Origin of the sequence: Flavobacterium sp. DG2-3, from assembly GCF_030730925.1 — a bacterium.
Lineage (GTDB): Bacteria > Bacteroidota > Bacteroidia > Flavobacteriales > Flavobacteriaceae > Flavobacterium.
Map to the genome: position 1 here is coordinate 106,231 of NZ_JAVAMB010000005.1, position 19,682 is coordinate 125,912.

Here is a 19,682-nt window from a genome sequence, read left to right on the forward strand (position 1 = left end):
CAAAAAACATAGAATAAATAAAACCTAATAAATAGATTAAAGATGAAAAGAGGAATATTCATTATCGCCCTTTTATTTTCAGCTCAGCTATTCGCGCAGGCGATATATGAAGATGAAAGATACGTACCAGAAACTGACCCGTTAGTATTGAAAAACTTAGATGAATGGCAAGGCAAAAAATTTGGTTTGCTAATGCACTGGGGAACTTACAGCCAGTGGGGTATTGTAGAGTCTTGGTCTATTTGTCCAGAAGATTACGGTTGGTGTGAGCGTAAAAAAGGAAGCAATCCATCAAATTATAATGATTATATAAAAGATTATGAAGGTTTAAGAAAAACTTTTAATCCAGTAAAATTTGATCCTGCAAAATGGGCTAAAGCAGCTAAATATGCGGGAATGAAATACATGGTTTTCACGACAAAACACCATGACGGATTTAATATGTACGATACTAAATATTCTGATTATAAAATTACTAGTAACGACGTTCCTTTCCACACAAATCCAAAAGCAGATGTTTTAAAAGAGATTTTCAACTCATTTAGAGGAGAAGGAATTTCTACTGGAGCTTATTTTTCTAAACCAGACTGGCATAACGAAAACTATTGGGATCCCTATTTTCCACCATTCGACAGAAACGTAAACTACGATCCGTCTTTATATCCAGAAAAATGGCAGAAATATGTTGATTTCACGCACAACCAAATTATGGAAATCTTGACTAACTACGGAAAAGTTGATATTCTTTGGTTAGACGGAGGATGGGTTCGTAAAAGAGACCAAGTGAACATCAAAGAAAACTACGATGAGAAGTTTGCAGAAAACGAATCTAAAAATGGTTTCATCAAACACAGAGTGGTAGATCAAGATCCAAAAATGGATGAATTGGTGGTTAAAGCACGTCAGAAACAACCAGGATTAATCGTAGTTGACAGAGCAGTTCACGGTAAAAATCAAAACTACTTAACGCCAGAAGGGCGTGTTCCTGCTAAAACATTGCCTTATCCATGGGAATCTTGTATTCCTGCTGGCGGCGGATGGTCTTATTCTTCAGGTGCTACTTACATGACTGGAAGACAAGGTATTCACATGTTAATTGATATCGTGGCAAAAGGCGGAAACTTATTATTAAACGTTGCTCCAAGTCCAGAAGGAGAATGGGATAAAGGGGCGTATGATTTGTTACAAGCTTACGGAGATTGGATGAAAGTAAACAGCACAGCGATTTACAACACCAAACCAATCGAGCCTTATAAAGAAGAAAACATTTGTTTTACACAAAATAAAGCGGGGAATGTATTTGCCTTTTATTTAGCTAAAGAAGGAGAAGACAAAATTCCTGCAACAGTTACAGTAAAATCGATTAGCCCTAAAAAAGGAACGAAAATTACAATGTTAGGTTCTAAAACTTCATTGAAATGGGTAAAATCAGATAACGGATTTACCGTTACTATTCCAGAAAGTTTAAGAAACAATCTTCCTGCAAAAGAAGCTTGGACTTTAAAAATCGAAGCGATTAACAGATAAGAACGAAGCCTATGGTTTTAAATACAAATAATAAATTCAAAACAGCATGTATTTTGTACCTGCTGTTTTTTAGCATCAGTATTTTTGCGCAGGAGCCTGCCGATTTTGTCAATCCAATTATTGGTACTTCCAATTTTGGAGTAGCATTTCCCGGACCAATTGCACCACGCGGAATGGCAAGTATTAGTCCGTTTAATGTGGCGGGAATAAAAGGTACACCGATGGAAAAAGACAGCCAATGGCTTTCTAATCCATATGTGAATGAAAATACGTTTTTGACAGGATTCAGTCAGGTGAATTTAAGCGGTGTCGGCTGTCCAGAATTGGGGGTTATTTTATTGATGCCAACGACTGGAGCAGTAGAAATCGATCATTTAAAATACGGTTCGACTTATTCTAAAGAAGTGGCAAAAGCGGCGTATTATAGCGTAAACATCGACAAGTATAAAGTAAAAGGCGAATTCACGGCTTCAAAACGAGCTGGGGTGAGCAGATTCACTTTCCCGAAAGGGCAATCAAACATTTTGCTAAATCTTGGATTAGGTTTAACGAATGAAGAAGGTGCGATGATAAAAGTAGTATCGCCGACAGAAATTGAAGGAATGCGTTCGGTTGGTTCGTTTTGCTACAACAGTCCAGAAGATGCTTATCCCGTTTATTTTGTGGCTCAATTTTCTAAACCTGCCGATAAATTTGGGATTTGGAAAAAACCTGCAAAATACAACGGCGTTGAAGCGCAATGGATGGGTTACAATGGAAAAGCGAGAATAATGGAAAATACAATCAAAACCGTTGTAGGTGATAGTATTGGAAGTTATTTTACTTATAAATTTGAAAAAGAAGAAACAGTTGAAGTGAAGATCGGAATTTCGTACGTAAGTATCGAAAATGCCCGTGAAAACTTAGCAAAAGAAGTAGGTAACAGATCTTTTGACGCCATTTATAAAGAAACCTACAACGAATGGAACGAAGAATTGTCTAAAATTTTGGTTGAAGGTGGTACAAAAGATGACAAAACGATTTTCTATACGGCTTTATACCACACTTTAATTCACCCTAATACATTAAATGATATTAACGGAGAATATCCCGTAATCAAAAGAACTAAAATTGGTAAAACCGATGGCACACGTTATACCGTATTTTCTTTATGGGATACGTATCGAAATGTGCACCAGTTGATGTCTTTGGTTTATCCAAAACAGCAATCTGATATGGTAAAAAGCATGTTGAGCATGTTTGATGAAAACGGCTGGTTACCGAAATGGGAATTGAATTCTACAGAAACTTTTACGATGGTTGGTGATCCTGCAAGTATTGTAATTACAGATACTTACTTAAAAGGAATTCGTGATTATGATGTCAATAAAGCGTATTACGCAATGTTGAAAGGCGCAGATCAGGTTGAGCATAATCCGCTTCGTCCAGGATTGAAAGATTATATCAAAAAAGGATATTTAACGACAGATAATAAAGGTCCGGTTTCGACGACTCAGGAATACAATATTTCAGATTATGCTATTTCGCTTATGGCTAACGAATTTGGGGACAAAGACAATGTAAAACGTTTTAAAAACCGATCATTATCATATAGAAAATTATTTGATAAGAATCTGAATTTACTTCGTCCAAGAACTGCAAACGGAGATTGGTACGAGCCTTTTGATCCTGCTTCTGGAGCCAATTTTGAAGAAAATGTTGGTTTTATCGAAGGAAATGCGTGGCAGTATAATTTCATGGTTCCTCATGATATCATCGGATTAAAGAAATTAATGGGCGGCGATCAAGCATTTTCGGCACAATTGCAGAAAATCTTCGACATGAAGCAATTTGATATGGCGAATGAGCCAGATATTGCCAATCCGTATTTGTTTAATTATGTGAAAGGTGAAGAATACAAAGCTCAGGATCATGTAAAAAGACTGGTTCGCGAATATTTCAAAAACGAACCAAAAGGATTGCCAGGAAATGATGATACCGGAACGATGTCGGCTTGGTTGGTGTATTCGATGATGGGAATTTATCCAATATCTCCGGGAGATCCAATTTACACTATTACAACGCCAATGTTTCATAGAGTGACGATTAAATTAGATCCAAGATATTATAAAAAAGAAAGCATTGTAATTGAAAGACAAGTCAATAATGATGGGAAAATCAATTCGATTGAGCTAAACGGAAAAACACTTAATACTTTTTTTATTTCACACGATGATTTTGTGAATGGAACAAAGCTTAAAGTGATTCAAAATTAAAATACACACAACTATGTTACAATTAAGAATGAGAAAAACAGCCATTATTTTTGTAATGGCTGTTGGCTTTTTTAACCAAAGCCATGCCCAGAAAAAGTATCCGTATCAGGATGCCAAACTGCCAGTAGAAGAGAGAGTGCAGGATTTGTTAAGCCGTATGACACTTGAAGAAAAAGTACGTCAGATGGATATGTACAGAGGAGATTTTTTTAAAGAAAAAGAAGATTTTGCTAAAGGTAAATCAGCTGAAAAAATCGGGAAATTAGGAATTGGAGCGATTCATGATCTTTATCCGCGTTCAGCGAAAATGATAAACGATCTTCAGACTAACGTAATTAAAGGAAACCGTTGGGGAATTCCTGCACTTATTATGTGCGAAATGCTCCACGGATATTTAGATGAAGGAAGTACTGCTTTTCCAATGAACATTGGACTTGGAGCAACTTGGGACGTAAATGTTCTGGATAAAGTGGGTAAAGTTATCGGTATGGAAGCCCGTGCTCATGGAGTTCACTTTGGTTTTGGTCCAAACTTAGATTTAGGACGTGAGCCAAGATGGGGGCGTGTTGCAGAAACTTTTGGTGAAGATGCTTTCTTAAACAGCGAAATTGGTTTGGCTTTCATTAAAGGATTACAAGGAGACGATTTAAAATCGGATCGTTCTATTATTGCAGAGCCTAAACACTTTGCAGTTCATGGTATTCCACAAGCGGGAGGAAATTCTTCTCCAATTTTGGTAGGAGAACGTTCGGCTCGTGAAGATCATTTGCCTTCTTTTAGAAAAGCGTTTACAAAAGGCGGTGCATTGGGAACAATGTGTGCGTATTCTGAGTTAGACGGAATTCCATGCGCGGCAAATCATTGGTTATTGACAGATGTTTTGAGAAAAGAATGGGGTTTTAAAGGAATTGTAGTTTCTGATTTAGGAGCTATTAAATACATTCAGACCACTCATAAAGTGGCTGATTCTCCAAAAGATGCTATTAGAGAAGCAGTTTCTTCTGGTGTTGATATGCAGTTTTATGATTTTTCAAACGAATTCTGGCAGAATACCATTATCGAATTGGTTAATGAGAAAAAATTAACTGAAGAAAACATCAATCGTGCTGCAGGTGGAGTTTTACGTTTGAAATTCTTATTAGGATTATTTGAAAATCCGTTTACAGATAAAAACTTAATTAAAGAGCGTTTTCATACCAAAGAAAATCAGGCTGTTGCTTTAGAAGCGGCTCAAAAATCGATGATTTTATTGAAGAATGAAAACAATCTTCTTCCATTGAAAAAAGATCTTAAAAACATCGCGGTTATCGGACCAAACGCCAATGCGTCAAGATTGGGAGGTTATTCTCCTAAAAATAGTGTTGGAACAACCGTTTTTGAAGGTATTCAGCAAGTAGTTGGAAAAACAGCAAATGTGGTTTACGAAGAAGGTGTGCCGCTGATTGTAAAAGGACAAGCAATTCCATCTAAATATTTATTTACTTCTGACGGATCTCAAAACGGATTAAAAGGGGAATATTTCAATAACAGAAATTTAGAAGGAACTCCAGCTTTAACTCGTATTGACAGCCAATTAGAATTTGACTGGCCTTGGGCTCCTGGTGATGGTGTGAATGTGGATGATTTCTCTATTCGTTGGACAGGTTATATTCAATCAGATAAATCATTTGACGGTTGGTTAGGTTTAAGTTCTGATGACGGAATCAGAATGTGGGTTGATGATGTATTGGTTGTTGACAACTGGACAAAAGGAGCGACAAGCATTGTAACCACTCCAAAAAATATTGAAGCTGGTAAGAAATACAAAGTCCGCATTGAAATGTGGGAAGGAGGCTGGGGAGCCAGAGCTCACTTGCGTTGGAACTTAGAAAAAGTAAACATGCAGCCAGCGATTGAAGCCGCTAAAAAAGCAGATGTTGCGATTGTAGTTTTAGGAGAATCTAACGAATTGGTAGAAGAAAACCGTGATGTTGCTGATTTGAATTTACACGGTATACAGCAAGAACTGATTGAAGCGATTCAGAAAACAGGAACTCCTGTAGTTTGTGTGTTATTAAACGGACGTCCGTTATCTACAAACTGGATTGCTGATAATATTCCAGCGATTATCGAAGGATGGTTCCCAGGAGAAAGTGGAGGTAGAGCTGTGGCTGATGTTTTATTCGGAGATTACAATCCGGCGGGAAGATTGCCAATTACGGTTCCAAAATCGGTTGGGCAGTTACCTATATATTATAACCAAAAACCTTCTGCAATACACAGATACGTTGCAGAGAGCGAAAATCCGTTATTCAATTTTGGTTTTGGTTTGAGTTTTACCAAGTTTGAATATTCGAATATGGCTATTAGTTCGACAGAAATTAAAAAAGACGGTGAATTGAAAGTTTCAGTTGATGTGAAAAACGTTGGAAATTTTGATGGAGACGAGGTTGTTCAGCTTTATGTAAATGATGTTTACAGCAGCGTTACAACACCAGAAAAAACATTAAAAGGATTCAAAAGGTTATTCATTAAAAAAGGAGAAACCAAACGTGTCGATTTTACACTTACAAAGGATGAGCTATCTCTCTGGAACAGAGAAATGAAGGAGGTTGTAGAGCCCGGAGATTTCGAAGTTTTAGTCGGCGGAAATTCGGTCGATTTGTTAAAATTAAAATTCAAGGTTTTGAACTAAAAACCCGAAAACGCCGAAGATATTTCGGCGTTTTTGCTTTAAAAAAATGAATACAATTATAAAAGGCTTAAATCTCTAAATTATTTGGGGTTTAGGCCTTGTAAATAAACAAGACTAGGATTACAAATGAAAACGTTTTCTTTCATTTTTGGACTAAAGATTCACCAACACCTTTTCAAAATTGTCATTTGTCGAAATTTTGATTCGTTAACAAAATGTATTCTTAAGTTTAACATGTTATTAACTCTAAAAAAACAACTAATATGATTAAAAGCGTACTAAAATTACTGTTGGTCATATGCCTTTTTGGTTTCCAAAGCCTAGAAGCGCAGACTACAGTAAAAGGAACGATAACAGATGCTCAAACTGGGATTCCAATTCCTGGAGCAAATATTATTGTTAAAGGAACTAAAACAAGTGCTTCTACCGATTTTGACGGTAAGTATGCGATTAGTGTTCCAAATCAATCAGCAGTTTTAGTTTTTACCTATGTAGGATCTGCTACAAAAGAAGTTGCTGTTGGATCACAAACTACAATTAATGTATCTTTAGGCCCAGATACACAGCAGTTAGGAGAGGTAGTTGTTACAGCTCTTGGTATTAAAAGAGAGAAAAAAGCAATTACGTATTCTGCACAGAACGTTTCTGTAGACGAGCTTTCTGAAGCAAGATCATTAAACGTTGCGAACTCACTTTCTGGTAAAGTAGCGGGTCTTAACTTCTCTACAACCTCAAATGGTGTTGGTTCTTCTTCTAGAATTACTTTAAGAGGTAACAGATCTCTTAACGGAAACAACCAGCCATTATATGTAGTAGACGGTGTGCCAATTAGTAATGGTACAACTACTGGTAATCCTGATATTGATACAGGAGGTACTACACAGCCAGATGGTATTTCTAACATTAACCCAGAAGATATTGCGTCGATGACTGTTCTTAAAGGACCATCTGCTGCGGCTCTTTACGGTTCTAGAGCATCAAATGGTGTAATCGTAATTACAACTAAATCGGGTAAATCTGGAAAAACTTCAGTTACATTATCATCTAACTTTATGGCATCTTCTGCTTATAATTTGATGAACTTGCAAAATGAGTACGGTCAAGGTACAAATGGAGCTTATGTTTCTAACTCAAGTTCAAGCTGGGGTGCACCTCTAGACGGACGTCAGGTTTCTGCATGGCAGTTGGTTCGTAACCCAAATTATGCTGGGCCAGCGACTCAAAGTTATATTGCACAGCCAAACAACGTTATTGATTTCTACAAAACAGGTTATAACTTAGCTAATACATTAACAGTAACTGCTGGTAACGAAAAAGCGCAAGGTTATTTCTCTTATACTAACACACGTGCTGAAGGTATTGTTGGAGGAAACCAAATGGACAGACACAATCTTAACTTAAGATTGACAAGCAAAATTTCTGATAAATTATCTTTGGATGTAAAAACAAACTACATCGTTCAAGACATCGATAACTTGTTAAGAACAGGTGAAGAATCTATCGGAACATCTGCTTACTTATTGCCTCGTAGTATCGCTTATAACGATTACAAAGATTTCGAATTCTTTGATGCTGCAGGACAAAGACAAGTAAACTATTTCTTAGACGAAACTGGAGCTCCAGGTGGAAACCCATTCTGGTCTGCTTTACGTGACGATGCTCGTACAGACAAAAGAAATAGATTTATTGGTTTAGCTTCTCTTAAATATGAGTTTACAAAAACGTTAAGCTTACAAGGTAGAGCTGGTTTAGACCAAATGACAAACAAAAACGTAAGAAACAGATATGCTACAAATGCATTTAACAGCAACATGGGTTCTTACAGCGAATCTTATGAAACGGTGAGCGAACTAAACATTGATGCTTTACTTTCTTACAGCGAAAAATTTGGAGATTTCTCTATTGGTCTTAATGGAGGAGCAAGTTCATTGCAACAAAACAGTTCAGCTTTAAACTCTGGCGGTGTTTTAAGTAAAAGAAACTTCTTCGCATTGTCAAACGTACAAACTGTTCAATCTACTTCTACAGCTTCAGAAAAAAGAATTAACTCTATCTACGGATTTGGTCAAATTGGTTTCAGAAACTACTTATTCTTAGATTTAACAGCTAGAAATGACTGGTCTTCTACATTGCCACAAGATTATTTCTACCCATCTTTCGGACTTTCTGCTGTACTTTCTGATATGTTTACATTGCCAGAAGTAATCAGTTTTGCAAAACTTAGAGCTTCTTACGCAGAAGTTGGTAACGATACAGATCCTTATCAGACACAGCAAAGATTCTCATACATCGGAGGTAACGGTGGTATGTTATACGGACAAAATACAAAAGCAAATCCAAACTTGAAGCCAGAGATTTCTTCTTCTAATGAGTTTGGTGCTGATGTTAGATTCTTCAACAACCGTTTAGGTTTAGATTTCACTTACTTTAAAACATTAACAAATAACCAAATTTTTTACATCAACACTCCTGAGTCTTCTGGATATTCTAGAGCAATCGTAAACGGTGGAGATATTGAAAATAAAGGTATTGAGTTAACGCTTTCTGCAACTCCAATTCAAACAGAAAACTTCTCTTGGGATATTACAGCAAACTACGCTTCTTATAAGTCAAAAGTTAAATCTATCTTTGAAGGACGTGATGAATTAGTAATTGGTGAAGGACGTTTAGTAAGAAGTAAAGTTGTTCAAGGTGGTGAGTACGGTGATTTATACATCAAAGGTTTCCAAAGAAACGAAGCTGGACAAATCATTGTAAACAGTGCAGGTATTCCATTAGCTACAAATGGTTTTGATGTTCGTGCTGGTAACTTTAACCCAGATTGGACTGCAGGTTTCAAAAACAACTTTAAATACAAAGATTTCTCTTTAAGCTTCTTAGTTGATTTCAGAATCGGTGGTGAAGTTATTTCATACACTCAAGCTAGACAAGCTGGTTTAGGGGTAAGCGATATTACGTTAGCAGGAAGAAATGGTGGAATCATTGTTGATGGTGTAGTAGATAACGGAAACGGAACTTACTCTCCAAACACAGCAAGCATCAATGCTGAACAATACTGGACAGCAATCGGACAAAGAACTCCAATCGCAGAGCCATTCGTTTATGATGCTACAAACATCAGATTAAGAGAGCTTGTTTTTGGTTATTCAATGCCAAAAAAATTATTAGGTAACTCAGGATTTACAAGCATCGATTTCTCATTAGTAGGTAGAAACTTGTTCTTCTTCTTAAACAAAGCAGAACACTTTGATCCAGAAGCTGGAGCAGGTACAGGAAACTTACAAGGGATAGAATCTTTCAACATTCCTTCAACGAGAGATTATGGAGTTAATGTTAAATTCGGATTTTAATTAAAAAAGAGATATCATGAAATATAGTTTTAAAATAAAAACACTAGGAATTGCTGTAGCGATGCTATCTACTTTTTCTAGCTGTACAAAGGACTTCGACGAAATAAACAAAGATCCTAATTCATTGACTGAAGATCAGTTGGATGCTACTTTAGCAGGTCCTGCATTTGCATCTGCACTATATGCAGGTATCCACAACGGTTCTTATTCGTCACCAGGTGTAGATGATCAAGGTACTTGGGGTATTGCAACAGGTATTTTATCATCAACATTTATCCACTACTTAAACTGTGGATACGGTACAGAAAGAAATGCTTTCGTAAACGGATACGAAGGTAGAGGATGGACAAGATTTTACACGGTTGCAGCTCCAGCTCTAACAAATGCTTTTAAAGCATCTGAAGGAAATGCAGAAGCTACTGCGGTATTAAAAATCTGGAAAGTTTTTATGTACAACCAAATGGTTGATGCTTACGGACCACTTCCTTACACTGAAGCTGGTAACGGAAAAGAAAAAGTTCCTTACGACAGCGTAGAGTTTATTTATGCAGACTTCTTTAAATTATTAGACGAAGCAAATGCTACATTAAGTTCTACTTCTGCAACTTCAGTTGCCTCTCTTGCCCCAAACGATAGAGTATACGCAGGAAGTGTTGACAAATGGAGAATCTTTGGAAACAGTATGAGATTACGTTTGGCTTTAAGAATTTCTGATAAAGAACCTACAACTGCAAAAACTCAGGCTGAAGCTGCTGTAGCTGCCGGAGTTATGCAAACAAACGATCAGAGTGCATTCTTTAAAGCAAGTAATATTACTCCAAACAACTTAAACATGATTGTAAATAGCTGGGGTTATGTAATGACTTCTTCTATGGAAAGTATCTTAGTAGGATACCAAGATCCACGTTTATCAAAATGGTTTGCCCCAATCGCATCAGGAGTATATAGAGGAAACCCAGTTGGAGGTTTAGAAGATCAATTTGGAACTACTGAATTTTCTAAATTTAATAATGACGAATTAGGGAATGGTCCAAATAATACACGTAGCGAAACTAAAAACATCGAAATCTTTATGGCCTCTGAAAACTACTTGAGTAGAGCAGAAGGAGCTTTAAATGGATGGAACATGGGTGGAGATGCAAAAACATTATACGAAACAGGAATTAGATTATCTCTTGCACAATGGGGATTCACAGATACTGCTGTAGTTAATGCTTACATCAACGGAACAAGTTTGCCAACATTGCCAAACATCTTAACAGTATATCCAACATTAGACTTACAAGATATTCCAGTTAAATTGCCAGTTGCATGGTCTGCATCTACTGCTGATCAGAGAACTCAGATTGCAGTTCAAAAATACTTAGCAATTTTCCCAGAATCTTGGGAAGCTTGGGCAGATTTAAGAAGAAGCGATGCTAAAGTTATCTATCCAGCTTTAAATACTGATAACCCAGATGCTGGAGTTGGTAAATCTTTGATGAAAAGAATTATTTACACTACAAATGAGTACTCATCAAACAAAGCGGCTGTAGAAGACGGAGTTTCTAAATTAGGAGGTCCAGATTCAGGTGGAACAAGACTTTGGTGGGACACAAAATAATTAATTTGGTAAAGTAAAAGATCAAAAGATTTGTTACTTGAGCAGAAGGAGAGGTAACTCTCCTTTTGTTTTATAATTAAGTTTCTAAGGTGCAAAGGCTCTAAGCTTCTGAGTTTCTTGGTAACTAATTAATACTAAAAATATAAATCCGTTTTTATCTGCGTTTTTACGAAGTAAATCCGTTTAATCCGCGTCAAAAGATTTTAACGAACGCATAAAAAAAATAAATAATGAATTTCAAATTAAAAACTACCGCTATCATTTTTGCAGCATTTTTATTTTCAAATAATGCAATAAATGCACAAATGAAAGCCGTAAATATAGAAAGCAGTTATATTGCAGATCCGCCTGTTACAGCAGCAAGCCATGCATCGACATTGGTAGAATACAAACCGAACGAAATTTTAGCAGCTTGGTTTGGCGGAAAATATGAAGGTGCAAAAGATGTCGGAATTTACATTTCGGCTTATAAAGACAAAAAGTGGTCGGCACCTATAAACCTCATTCGGCCGTTGATTAAAAACGGAGACACGCTTCCATGCTGGAATCCGGTTTTGTTTAAAAGCAAAAGCCAGAATTTGTATTTGTTTTATAAAATTGGAAAAAATCCGAGAGAATGGTTTGGCGCTATGATTGTTTCGAAAGATAACGGAACAACCTGGGGAGAACCGAAATATCTTCCAGACGGAATTTTAGGTCCAATTCGAAATAAACCAATCGAAACTACACCTGGCGTAATTTTATGCGGAAGCAGTACAGAAAGTGTCAATATAGACGAATGGCGCGTACATGTTGAAGAATACACAGAAGCAACCGATTCTTGGAAAAAAATAGCGGTAGAAAACAATCAGAACTTTGATATCATTCAGCCGACATTTTTAATTCACAGCGCTACAGATATTCAGATGTTGTCTCGAAGCAAACACAATAAAATAGTTGCCAGCTGGTCGGGAGACAATGGTAAAAGCTGGATTCGGACGAATACCATAAATGTTATTAATTCTAATTCTGGTATTGATGCTTTAACCGTCAATAAAAACACCTTTTTATTAGTAAATAATCCGTTACCAATGGGTAAAGATTGGTTTAACGGAAGAAATATTTTAGATGTTGAATTTTCTAGAGACGGATTAAGATGGAGTAAACTATTCGATCTCGAAAAACAAGAAAAAGGAGAATTCAGTTATCCGGCTATCATACAAACCACAGATAAAAGAATACATGTTTTATATACTTACGATCGAAAATATATCAAACATACCGTTTTTGAGCTTAGTTTATAACAACTTGCAATGGTACGCTGATAACGCAGATTCGCTATCGCGAAGACGCTGATTGAGCGGATTTTTTGTTTCACGCAGATTTAAAATAATTTAGGCAGATCTGACAGATTCTTTTTATTTAATTAAAAATGATTTAAAAAATAAATCTGCGCTTTCTGCTAAAATCTTTTTTAATCTGCGTGAAACAAAAAATCCGTTTTAATCCGCGTCTTTACGAAGTAAATCCGTTTTATCCGCGTCCCAAATTTTTAGATAACGAATATGAAAATTTTACAGAACATTATTATTGTATCCAGTTTCTTCTTTTTGAGCACTATTTCAAACGCTCAGAACATGGCACAAACGTTTTACAAACACGATAAATATTTATCATCTGATAAGATGGAAGGCCGTTTTCCTGGAACTAAGCAAAACAATAAAGCGGCGACTTACATTCAGAAGCATTTCAAAAAATATGGTTTGAAAGAGTTTAGAAACTCCTATTACCAGCCTTTCAAAGTTTTTGTAAAAGAAGGAATCAATAAAATGAAATCGGATAGCGTGACAACTCAAAATGTTGTGGGTTATGTCGAAGGTTCAGATCCGAAATTAAAAAACGAATACATCGTAATCGGTGCGCATTACGATCACTGGGGTTGGGGCGGACAAGGTTCGGGAAGCAAGAAGAAAGAAGCTTTTGCAATTCATAACGGAGCAGATGATAACGCTTCAGGAGTTTCGGCTTTGCTGTGCATTTTAGAAGAAGTTTCTAAAATGGAAGTAAAACCAAAACGAAGCATCATTTTTATTTCGTTCAGCGGAGAAGAAGAAGGATTAATAGGTTCAAAATATTTCGTAAATCATCTTCCAGTTGCCAAAGAAGCTGTAAAAGTAATGCTGAATATGGATATGGTCGGAAGATTAAACGATAAAAAAGAGCTTTACATGGGCGGTGCGGGAACTTTTCCTAACGGAGTAGAATTAATGAAAAAACTCCAAATAAACAGCGGATTAAATCCAGTTATACACGCAGGCGACGTGGGAGGTTCCGATCATGTTTCTTTTTATAAAGAATCTATTTCGGCGGTTGGTTTTCACACAGGCGGACATCCGCAATATCACACACCCGAAGATGATATTGATTTAATCAATTTTGAAGGCGGTGCATTAGTCTCAAAATATATTTTTAATGCATTAACAGCAATCGCAAATTACGATCAGGATTTGGTTTTTATTAAGCAAAACTAAATTGGATGGAACGCGGATGACACGGATTCGCTATTCGCGAAGACGCTGATTTACGCGGATTTTTATTTTTTTGTTTCACGCAGATTTTAAAATAATCTAGGCAGATTTAACAGATTCTTTTTTTTGTTTAATTAAAATGATTTAAGAATAATCTGCGCATTCTGCAAAAATTTTTTAAAATCTGCGTGAAACAAAAAAATCCGCTTTTATCCGCGTCTTTACGAAGTAAATCCGCGTCATCAGCGTCCTTAACAAGTTAAGTTAATTAGTTTTTGTTTTTTAAATGAAGGCGGTGTCTATCAAATGGTATAGACGCCGTCTTTGACTTTAAAAGCCCATGCAGCCATCGCATCAATAACGGGAAGCAAGCCTGTTCCAGCGTTGCTTAATTTATACGTTACAAATGGAGGCACAACGGGTTTCGCTTCACGAATTACCAATCCGTCTGCTTCTAATTGTTTTAAATGTTGAATGAGCATTTTTTCTGTAACTGCAGGAATGGCTCTTTTCAATTCGCTATAACGTTTATCTCCAGTCGATAAATGATATAAAATAATAGGCTTCCAGTAGCCTCCAATTTTCTCCATAACAAAAGTCACGGGACATTTTTCCAATGCATACTGCTTGTTTTCCTGAATAGTAGATGATTCTTTAATTGCGGTCATAATACATACTTTAGGGTAAGTACTTGTATAAAAGTAAGTACAAATATACCTTTGTCTTGTTAAATAAAAAAACATTTTAAGATGAAAATTATAATCTCAGGTTCATTAGGAAACATAGGAAAGCCATTAACGGCACAATTAGTACAGTCAGGACATGACGTAACGGTTATTAGCAGTAATGCAGATCGAAAAGAAGCAATTGAAAATCTGGGCGCAAAAGCCGCAATAGGATCAGTTAGTGATCCCGATTTTCTTTCTAAAACTTTTGTTGGAGCAGATGCTCTTTTTGCGATGACTCCTCCAAATATGGGTGGTGTCAATATTATTCAAAACACGACTGATGCTGGTACCGCTTTCGCGAAAGCAATCCAAACCGCCAACATTAAAAGAGTAGTAATGCTAAGCAGTATTGGAGCCGATTTGCCAACAGGAAACGGACCAATTGCAGGTTTGTATAATATTGAGAAGATTTACGAGAAATTAGACACTTCTATCACTTTTTTAAGAGCAGGATATTTCTATTTCAATTTCTTTAATGATATCCCGATGATAAAAGGAGCGGGGATAATGGGAGCCAATTTTCCTGCATCAAACCAAATTCCGCTAGTGCATCCAGAAGATATTGCTGCCGCTGCCGCAGAAGAATTGCAGAAAACTCAAGAAGGTAAAAACATTCGATATATTATTAGTGATGTAAAAATACCTTCAGAAATTGTAAAAGCGTTTGGAACTGCCATTGGCAAACCAGAACTTCCGTGGGTTGAATTTACAGACGAACAATATTTCGGTGGAATGACGCAAGCTGGCGTTCCAGAAGAAATGGCTGGTTTGTATACCGAAATGGGAACGGGCTTAAGAAACGAAACCATAGCTGCAGATTTCTTAAACAATGATGGAAAGGCAAATGGTAAAATCAAATTGGAAGATTTTGCAAAAGAATTCGCTTCAAAATTCTAGTGCTTTAAATATTTTAAACACATAGAAACATAGTTTTGCATACTTGAAAAAGGCGTTTCACTTATTTAAATGCACATAGCAGACTATTAAATTATTTGTTTCCTTCGCATATTTTGACATAAAAAGTCTATGTTTCTATGTGTTTAACTTAAAAACTATTTTAATAAAAAAAACATTCCGCTTGCTATAAATAGAAGCGGAATGTTCGATTAAAAAAAAACTCAAGTGAATGAAATCTTAGAGATTGTTATTCACAACCTTTTATTTTTTAGAATACCCCAATGTAGTGGTTTCCTGGTTTGTTTAGCAATTTAGCACCTTTAGTAACTTTTCCAGAAGGAATATCAATTACATAAATGTTACCATCTTTTCCAACTGGTGTTACAGCGATGTAGAAGTTGTTTCCATCAACAACAAAACCTTGGTATTGTCCGAAATTTAAATCAGCATCATAATCAATTCCTTCAACTTTTGTAGCAGTTTTTGCATTTAAGTCTAATCTAGCTAGATAACCTTGTTCAGTTCCCTCAAAAGTATATACCGCATACGCAATTCCGTTTCCAGCATATCTCCAAGCATCGATATAACTTCCTTTAACTCCTAAAGCTGTATCTAAACTAAATACATAAGAATTGTCATATTCGTTGTTTTGGTTGATTTTTAAGATGTAAGAACCTTTTTGAGCATCTCTTTGTGTTGCTTGGTAAATATTACCATCTGTAGCCACAAAACTGTTGAAACTTCTGTATCCGCTTGTATCTCCAAAACCTACAGTCGAAGTAATAACTTTTGGATTTTCTAACGAAGGGTAATCAACAACAACAGATTTTGAACCTAAACGAGTGAAAGAAGATGCATTTTGTCCTGTTGCAGGATCTGTTTTACGCATCCAAGTTCCAATGATTAATTTGTTTCCTGCTTTATTTAAAGTTGGAGCATCTAGACGGAAAATATGGTGTCCTTGTGCTTCTTCTTCAGCGCTTAACGGAATTTCATATTGTTTGAATGCAGAAATTAGAGTTTGCTTCATGTCTAAAGACAGTACTGTAGCTTTTCCTCTTGTATTTTTATAGGTCTTGTCTTCATTTGTATTTACTATTGGAGTACTTACGTTTACAGCCACACCCGTTTTATCTCCGTCAAAAAGTTTTACCCATCTTGGAGAAGTTCCAGCATATTGAGAAATATTTACTTTTGCATTAGATTCAATAAATTTATTTCCTCCAGTAACTTGGTACGTCATAAATTCTCCACCATTTGCACCGGTATACGTAATATTGAAAAGTGTGTTTCCATCTACAGAAGACTGTAAACGAGCCGTTCTATTCGATTGAACAGCAACTCCCTGATCGTAAACATTTACAGAGAAGTTAGGGTCAATTGCATTTTCTTTACTAATAGCGTAAACTCTAGTTCCACCGTTTCCATCACCTGGATCTGTTTGCATCAAAGCTCCTGCTACAGTAATCCATCTTCCGTCTGTTATTGGATTAACTGGTTCTGCATTTTCATTTTTGTTATCATCACTACTACATGATGCAGTCAGCGCTAATGCACCTAGTAATAAACCAGAGGTAAATAGTTTAAAGTTGTTCTTTTTCATATTTATGGATTTAAAAAATTAGTTATTTATAATGTGATTAAAATTTACTGATCGTGTAATTTAGCTTGATATAAAAAGCTCTTCCAGGTTTTTGAGCAGCAAAATTGTCATAAACCTGCTCGTCAAAAATATTTTTAGCATCAAAGCTTACTATAAATTGTTTGTTTGGAAATGCATAGCTTAAACCTAAATCCTGCGGAAATTGAGCTGTAGTTCTATCAATCTCAAGCCAAGAAGTATAGAAAGGTGCTACATAGCCACAATAGTAATAGAGGTTAAGTTCTGATTTGCTTTGAATTAAATTTTTGAAATTGTATTGCAGATTTCCATTTATATTAAAGAAAGGCTCATTTGGCAATTGCTTGTTATAATAAGAAAGCAGATTTCCGTTAGCGTCATATTTCTGTTTATAAACCGAATTGAATTTAGAAAGATTGACACCGGCAAATAATTTATCTTTAAACGAATATTGAACAGAAGTTTCAAAACCAACAGATTGAGATCTTCCTAAATTAATAAAAGGCGTTGCTTGAACAGCCTCATTAACACGATCACTAATTTGGCGAACAATTTTATCTTGGATATTTCTCCAAAAAGCATTTCCGTAAAATGAAAATTTATGATGATTGATTAGATACGGACCTAATCTTAAACCCACGTTAAGATTTTCACTTTGCTCAGGACCTAAATTAGGATTGCTTAGAACATTCTCGCCTGGTAGTCCAAAAATTTCATTTTCGTTAGGCAATCGAATAGCTCTTTCGGCAGAAAGCATTAACATTGCCTTTTGTAAAAAAGAATAAGAACCCGCAAAACCATAACCAGTAAAATTGGTATTTCTTGAATCGGCTTCAAATACTAGATTACTCTGACCATTTTGATTCACTAATCTAGGAGTAACCTGTTCTGTTTTTAAAGCGTAATTTTTTAGAAAAAGATTGGCTTTTAAGCGAGATTTGAAAGCCTGCATTTCGTACGAAGCTGAAAAAACATTTTTTTCTAAATCGCGTGTAGCTAAAAAATTACGAACCAATTCTGGCAACATTTCATCCAAATCATTTCGGTCCACGCTATAGAACATATTATTTACCAAAACTTTATGGTTGTCGGTAATAGTGTATGTTAAACCAGCTCGTGTATTAAAAATATCTGATCTTTGATGCAATATTGTTGGCGCTCCCTGTTGTGCTCCTTGAGTTGTTGTGGTAGGCTCGCCATAAAGACCCAGCGCTTTTTCGCCATCCCAATTATAATTCCATTTTACGGTGTCATTGATTACGTCATTTCTGTGGCTGTAAACAGAAATTAAAGAGAAATCAAGTTTTTTAATCAAGAAATCTTTTTTATTATAATTGATGCTGAAAACATTGGCAGCAGATTCGCTAAAGCGCCCTTTGTAAGGTTTGGTCATATATTGTCCGTGCTGAATCTGGTTGTAATCTTCAGAACCATTATAGCTGATCGAAAAATTATCGGCCCATTTTACATCTGTAAAACCTGCTTCGAGTCTTCCTCCATACGATCTGTACATACTTTCGAATCGTTTTGCTCGTATGTAATCGTAACGTCCGTTTGGCAGAATGTTATAGACGAATCTTCCCCAGACTTCATAATCATTATCAGAATAGTTTTGGAATCCGTTTGCTTTAACAGTAAAGCCAGATTTGTCTCTGTAAGTCGTACTGAAATTGGATTGTATCGTATTAAAAGAACCATAAGAAACAGACGCAGCAATCATATTTTTAGATCCCTTTTTAAGAATAACGTTAATAGCTCCTCCTAGCGAATCATCTGCTAAATACCCAGGAACTACACCTTTGTATACTTCAATTCTTTCAATTAAAGCGGGTGGAATGCTATTTAAGCTAAATGATGCCCCATAAGTCTGAATCGGAATTCCATCAATAAAGATGCGTATGGCATTTCCAGACATTCCATTAATGTTGTAGGTAACACTAGAGCCTAGACCTCCATTCTGTCTAATCCTTACGCCACCAGAACGATCCAATAAATCGTTGGTTTGCAGATTTCTTTGTGCTGCTTCCTGTGTTTCAATTACGTTTACAGCAAAACCTTTTTCCATTATTTCTTTTCTGATAGAAGACTTCTTAATTACAACTTCTTGTAAATCTTTAGGAGCATTTCTATCTAATGAAATGTTGAATTCGGTATTGGGTTTATTCACATTAATTTTGGTAATTCTTGTTTGGCCTTCCATAGAAGAAGTTTCTAAAATGTACTCGCCATACTTTAATCCTTTGAATTCATAACGTCCAAAATCATTTACAATAGCATATTTTTGGGTTCCTTTGATAATTACAGTAGAACCATAAGCTAATTCATCGGTTCCAAAAGTGACTTTTCCAGTAAGATTTCCAGATTGCGACCAAGCTGAAATAGTAAATAAAAATAGAAGTAAAGTTGTTCTCATATTGAGTCTGCATATAAAGGTGCCGCAAACTTATATGATAATTTAAATTTAATCTAAATAAAGCAATTAGAAGATTATTAGAATTGCATGGAGGATTCTAATGTTTT

At 36.0% G+C, this 19,682-nt stretch carries 11 protein-coding genes; 8 read left to right on the forward strand and 3 right to left on the reverse strand.

Going from position 1 to position 19,682, the window contains the following annotated elements:
* The first annotated feature begins 42 nt into the window (after window positions 1-42).
* The 7 genes from Q9Q97_RS09215 (at window position 43) to Q9Q97_RS09245 (ending at window position 13,919) form a co-directional block, all read left to right on the forward strand.
* Window positions 43-1,527, forward strand: a complete 1,485-nt coding sequence (locus Q9Q97_RS09215) for an alpha-L-fucosidase (RefSeq protein WP_306156302.1) — start codon at window positions 43-45, stop codon at window positions 1,525-1,527.
* A gap of 11 nt (window positions 1,528-1,538) precedes the next feature.
* Window positions 1,539-3,782: a GH92 family glycosyl hydrolase gene (locus tag Q9Q97_RS09220; RefSeq protein ID WP_306156303.1), complete on the forward strand. Its 2,244-nt coding sequence runs from the start codon at window positions 1,539-1,541 to the stop codon at window positions 3,780-3,782.
* Window positions 3,783-3,795: 13 nt separating this feature from the next.
* Window positions 3,796-6,456 carry a glycoside hydrolase family 3 N-terminal domain-containing protein gene (locus Q9Q97_RS09225; RefSeq protein ID WP_306156304.1) on the forward strand — a complete coding sequence of 887 codons (2,661 nt, stop codon included), beginning with the start codon at window positions 3,796-3,798 and terminating at the stop codon, window positions 6,454-6,456.
* Between the two features lie 263 nt (window positions 6,457-6,719).
* Window positions 6,720-9,806 carry a SusC/RagA family TonB-linked outer membrane protein gene (locus tag Q9Q97_RS09230; protein ID WP_306156305.1) on the forward strand — a complete coding sequence of 1,029 codons (3,087 nt, stop codon included), beginning with the start codon at window positions 6,720-6,722 and terminating at the stop codon, window positions 9,804-9,806.
* Window positions 9,807-9,822: 16 nt separating this feature from the next.
* Window positions 9,823-11,409, forward strand: coding sequence for a SusD/RagB family nutrient-binding outer membrane lipoprotein (locus tag Q9Q97_RS09235; protein ID WP_306156306.1), 1,587 nt, complete (start codon window positions 9,823-9,825; stop codon window positions 11,407-11,409).
* A gap of 230 nt (window positions 11,410-11,639) precedes the next feature.
* Window positions 11,640-12,692 (forward strand): exo-alpha-sialidase, encoded by a 1,053-nt coding sequence (locus Q9Q97_RS09240; protein ID WP_306156307.1) that lies wholly within the window; start codon window positions 11,640-11,642, stop codon window positions 12,690-12,692.
* Between the two features lie 333 nt (window positions 12,693-13,025).
* Window positions 13,026-13,919 carry a M20/M25/M40 family metallo-hydrolase gene (locus tag Q9Q97_RS09245; protein WP_306156308.1) on the forward strand — a complete coding sequence of 298 codons (894 nt, stop codon included), beginning with the start codon at window positions 13,026-13,028 and terminating at the stop codon, window positions 13,917-13,919.
* Window positions 13,920-14,218: 299 nt separating this feature from the next.
* On the opposite strand, the gene Q9Q97_RS09250 is transcribed toward Q9Q97_RS09245, so the two are convergent.
* Window positions 14,219-14,584: a helix-turn-helix domain-containing protein gene (locus Q9Q97_RS09250; protein ID WP_125721855.1), complete on the reverse strand. Its 366-nt coding sequence runs from the start codon at window positions 14,582-14,584 to the stop codon at window positions 14,219-14,221.
* Window positions 14,585-14,665: 81 nt separating this feature from the next.
* Here Q9Q97_RS09250 and Q9Q97_RS09255 point away from each other — a divergent pair, with 81 nt between their 5' ends.
* The gene (locus Q9Q97_RS09255) at window positions 14,666-15,541 is read left to right on the forward strand and encodes an NAD(P)H-binding protein (RefSeq protein ID WP_306156309.1); all 876 of its coding nucleotides are present in this window, start codon (window positions 14,666-14,668) and stop codon (window positions 15,539-15,541) included.
* A 268-nt stretch (window positions 15,542-15,809) separates the two neighbouring features.
* Here the strand turns inward: Q9Q97_RS09255 and Q9Q97_RS09260 are convergent, their stop codons facing one another.
* A complete protein-coding gene (locus Q9Q97_RS09260) occupies window positions 15,810-17,144 on the reverse strand; it encodes a hypothetical protein (RefSeq protein ID WP_306156310.1) in 1,335 nt (444 codons plus the stop codon).
* Between the two features lie 37 nt (window positions 17,145-17,181).
* Window positions 17,182-19,575 carry a TonB-dependent receptor plug domain-containing protein gene (locus Q9Q97_RS09265; protein WP_306156311.1) on the reverse strand — a complete coding sequence of 798 codons (2,394 nt, stop codon included), beginning with the start codon at window positions 19,573-19,575 and terminating at the stop codon, window positions 17,182-17,184.
* Window positions 19,576-19,682: the final 107 nt, after the last annotated feature.

Bases quoted from the DNA above. Each gene is read 5' to 3' on its own strand.
- Q9Q97_RS09265 (WP_306156311.1), bottom strand. From the start codon at position 19,575: ATGAGAACAACTTTACTTCTATTTTTATTTACTATTTCAGCTTGGTCG.
- Q9Q97_RS09260 (WP_306156310.1), bottom strand. From the start codon at position 17,144: ATGAAAAAGAACAACTTTAAACTATTTACCTCTGGTTTATTACTAGGT.
- Q9Q97_RS09220 (WP_306156303.1), top strand. From the start codon at position 1,539: ATGGTTTTAAATACAAATAATAAATTCAAAACAGCATGTATTTTGTAC.
- Q9Q97_RS09215 (WP_306156302.1), top strand. From the start codon at position 43: ATGAAAAGAGGAATATTCATTATCGCCCTTTTATTTTCAGCTCAGCTA.
- Q9Q97_RS09225 (WP_306156304.1), top strand. From the start codon at position 3,796: ATGTTACAATTAAGAATGAGAAAAACAGCCATTATTTTTGTAATGGCT.
- Q9Q97_RS09240 (WP_306156307.1), top strand. From the start codon at position 11,640: ATGAATTTCAAATTAAAAACTACCGCTATCATTTTTGCAGCATTTTTA.
- Q9Q97_RS09250 (WP_125721855.1), bottom strand. From the start codon at position 14,584: ATGACCGCAATTAAAGAATCATCTACTATTCAGGAAAACAAGCAGTAT.
- Q9Q97_RS09245 (WP_306156308.1), top strand. From the start codon at position 13,026: ATGGCACAAACGTTTTACAAACACGATAAATATTTATCATCTGATAAG.
- Q9Q97_RS09255 (WP_306156309.1), top strand. From the start codon at position 14,666: ATGAAAATTATAATCTCAGGTTCATTAGGAAACATAGGAAAGCCATTA.
- Q9Q97_RS09230 (WP_306156305.1), top strand. From the start codon at position 6,720: ATGATTAAAAGCGTACTAAAATTACTGTTGGTCATATGCCTTTTTGGT.
- Q9Q97_RS09235 (WP_306156306.1), top strand. From the start codon at position 9,823: ATGAAATATAGTTTTAAAATAAAAACACTAGGAATTGCTGTAGCGATG.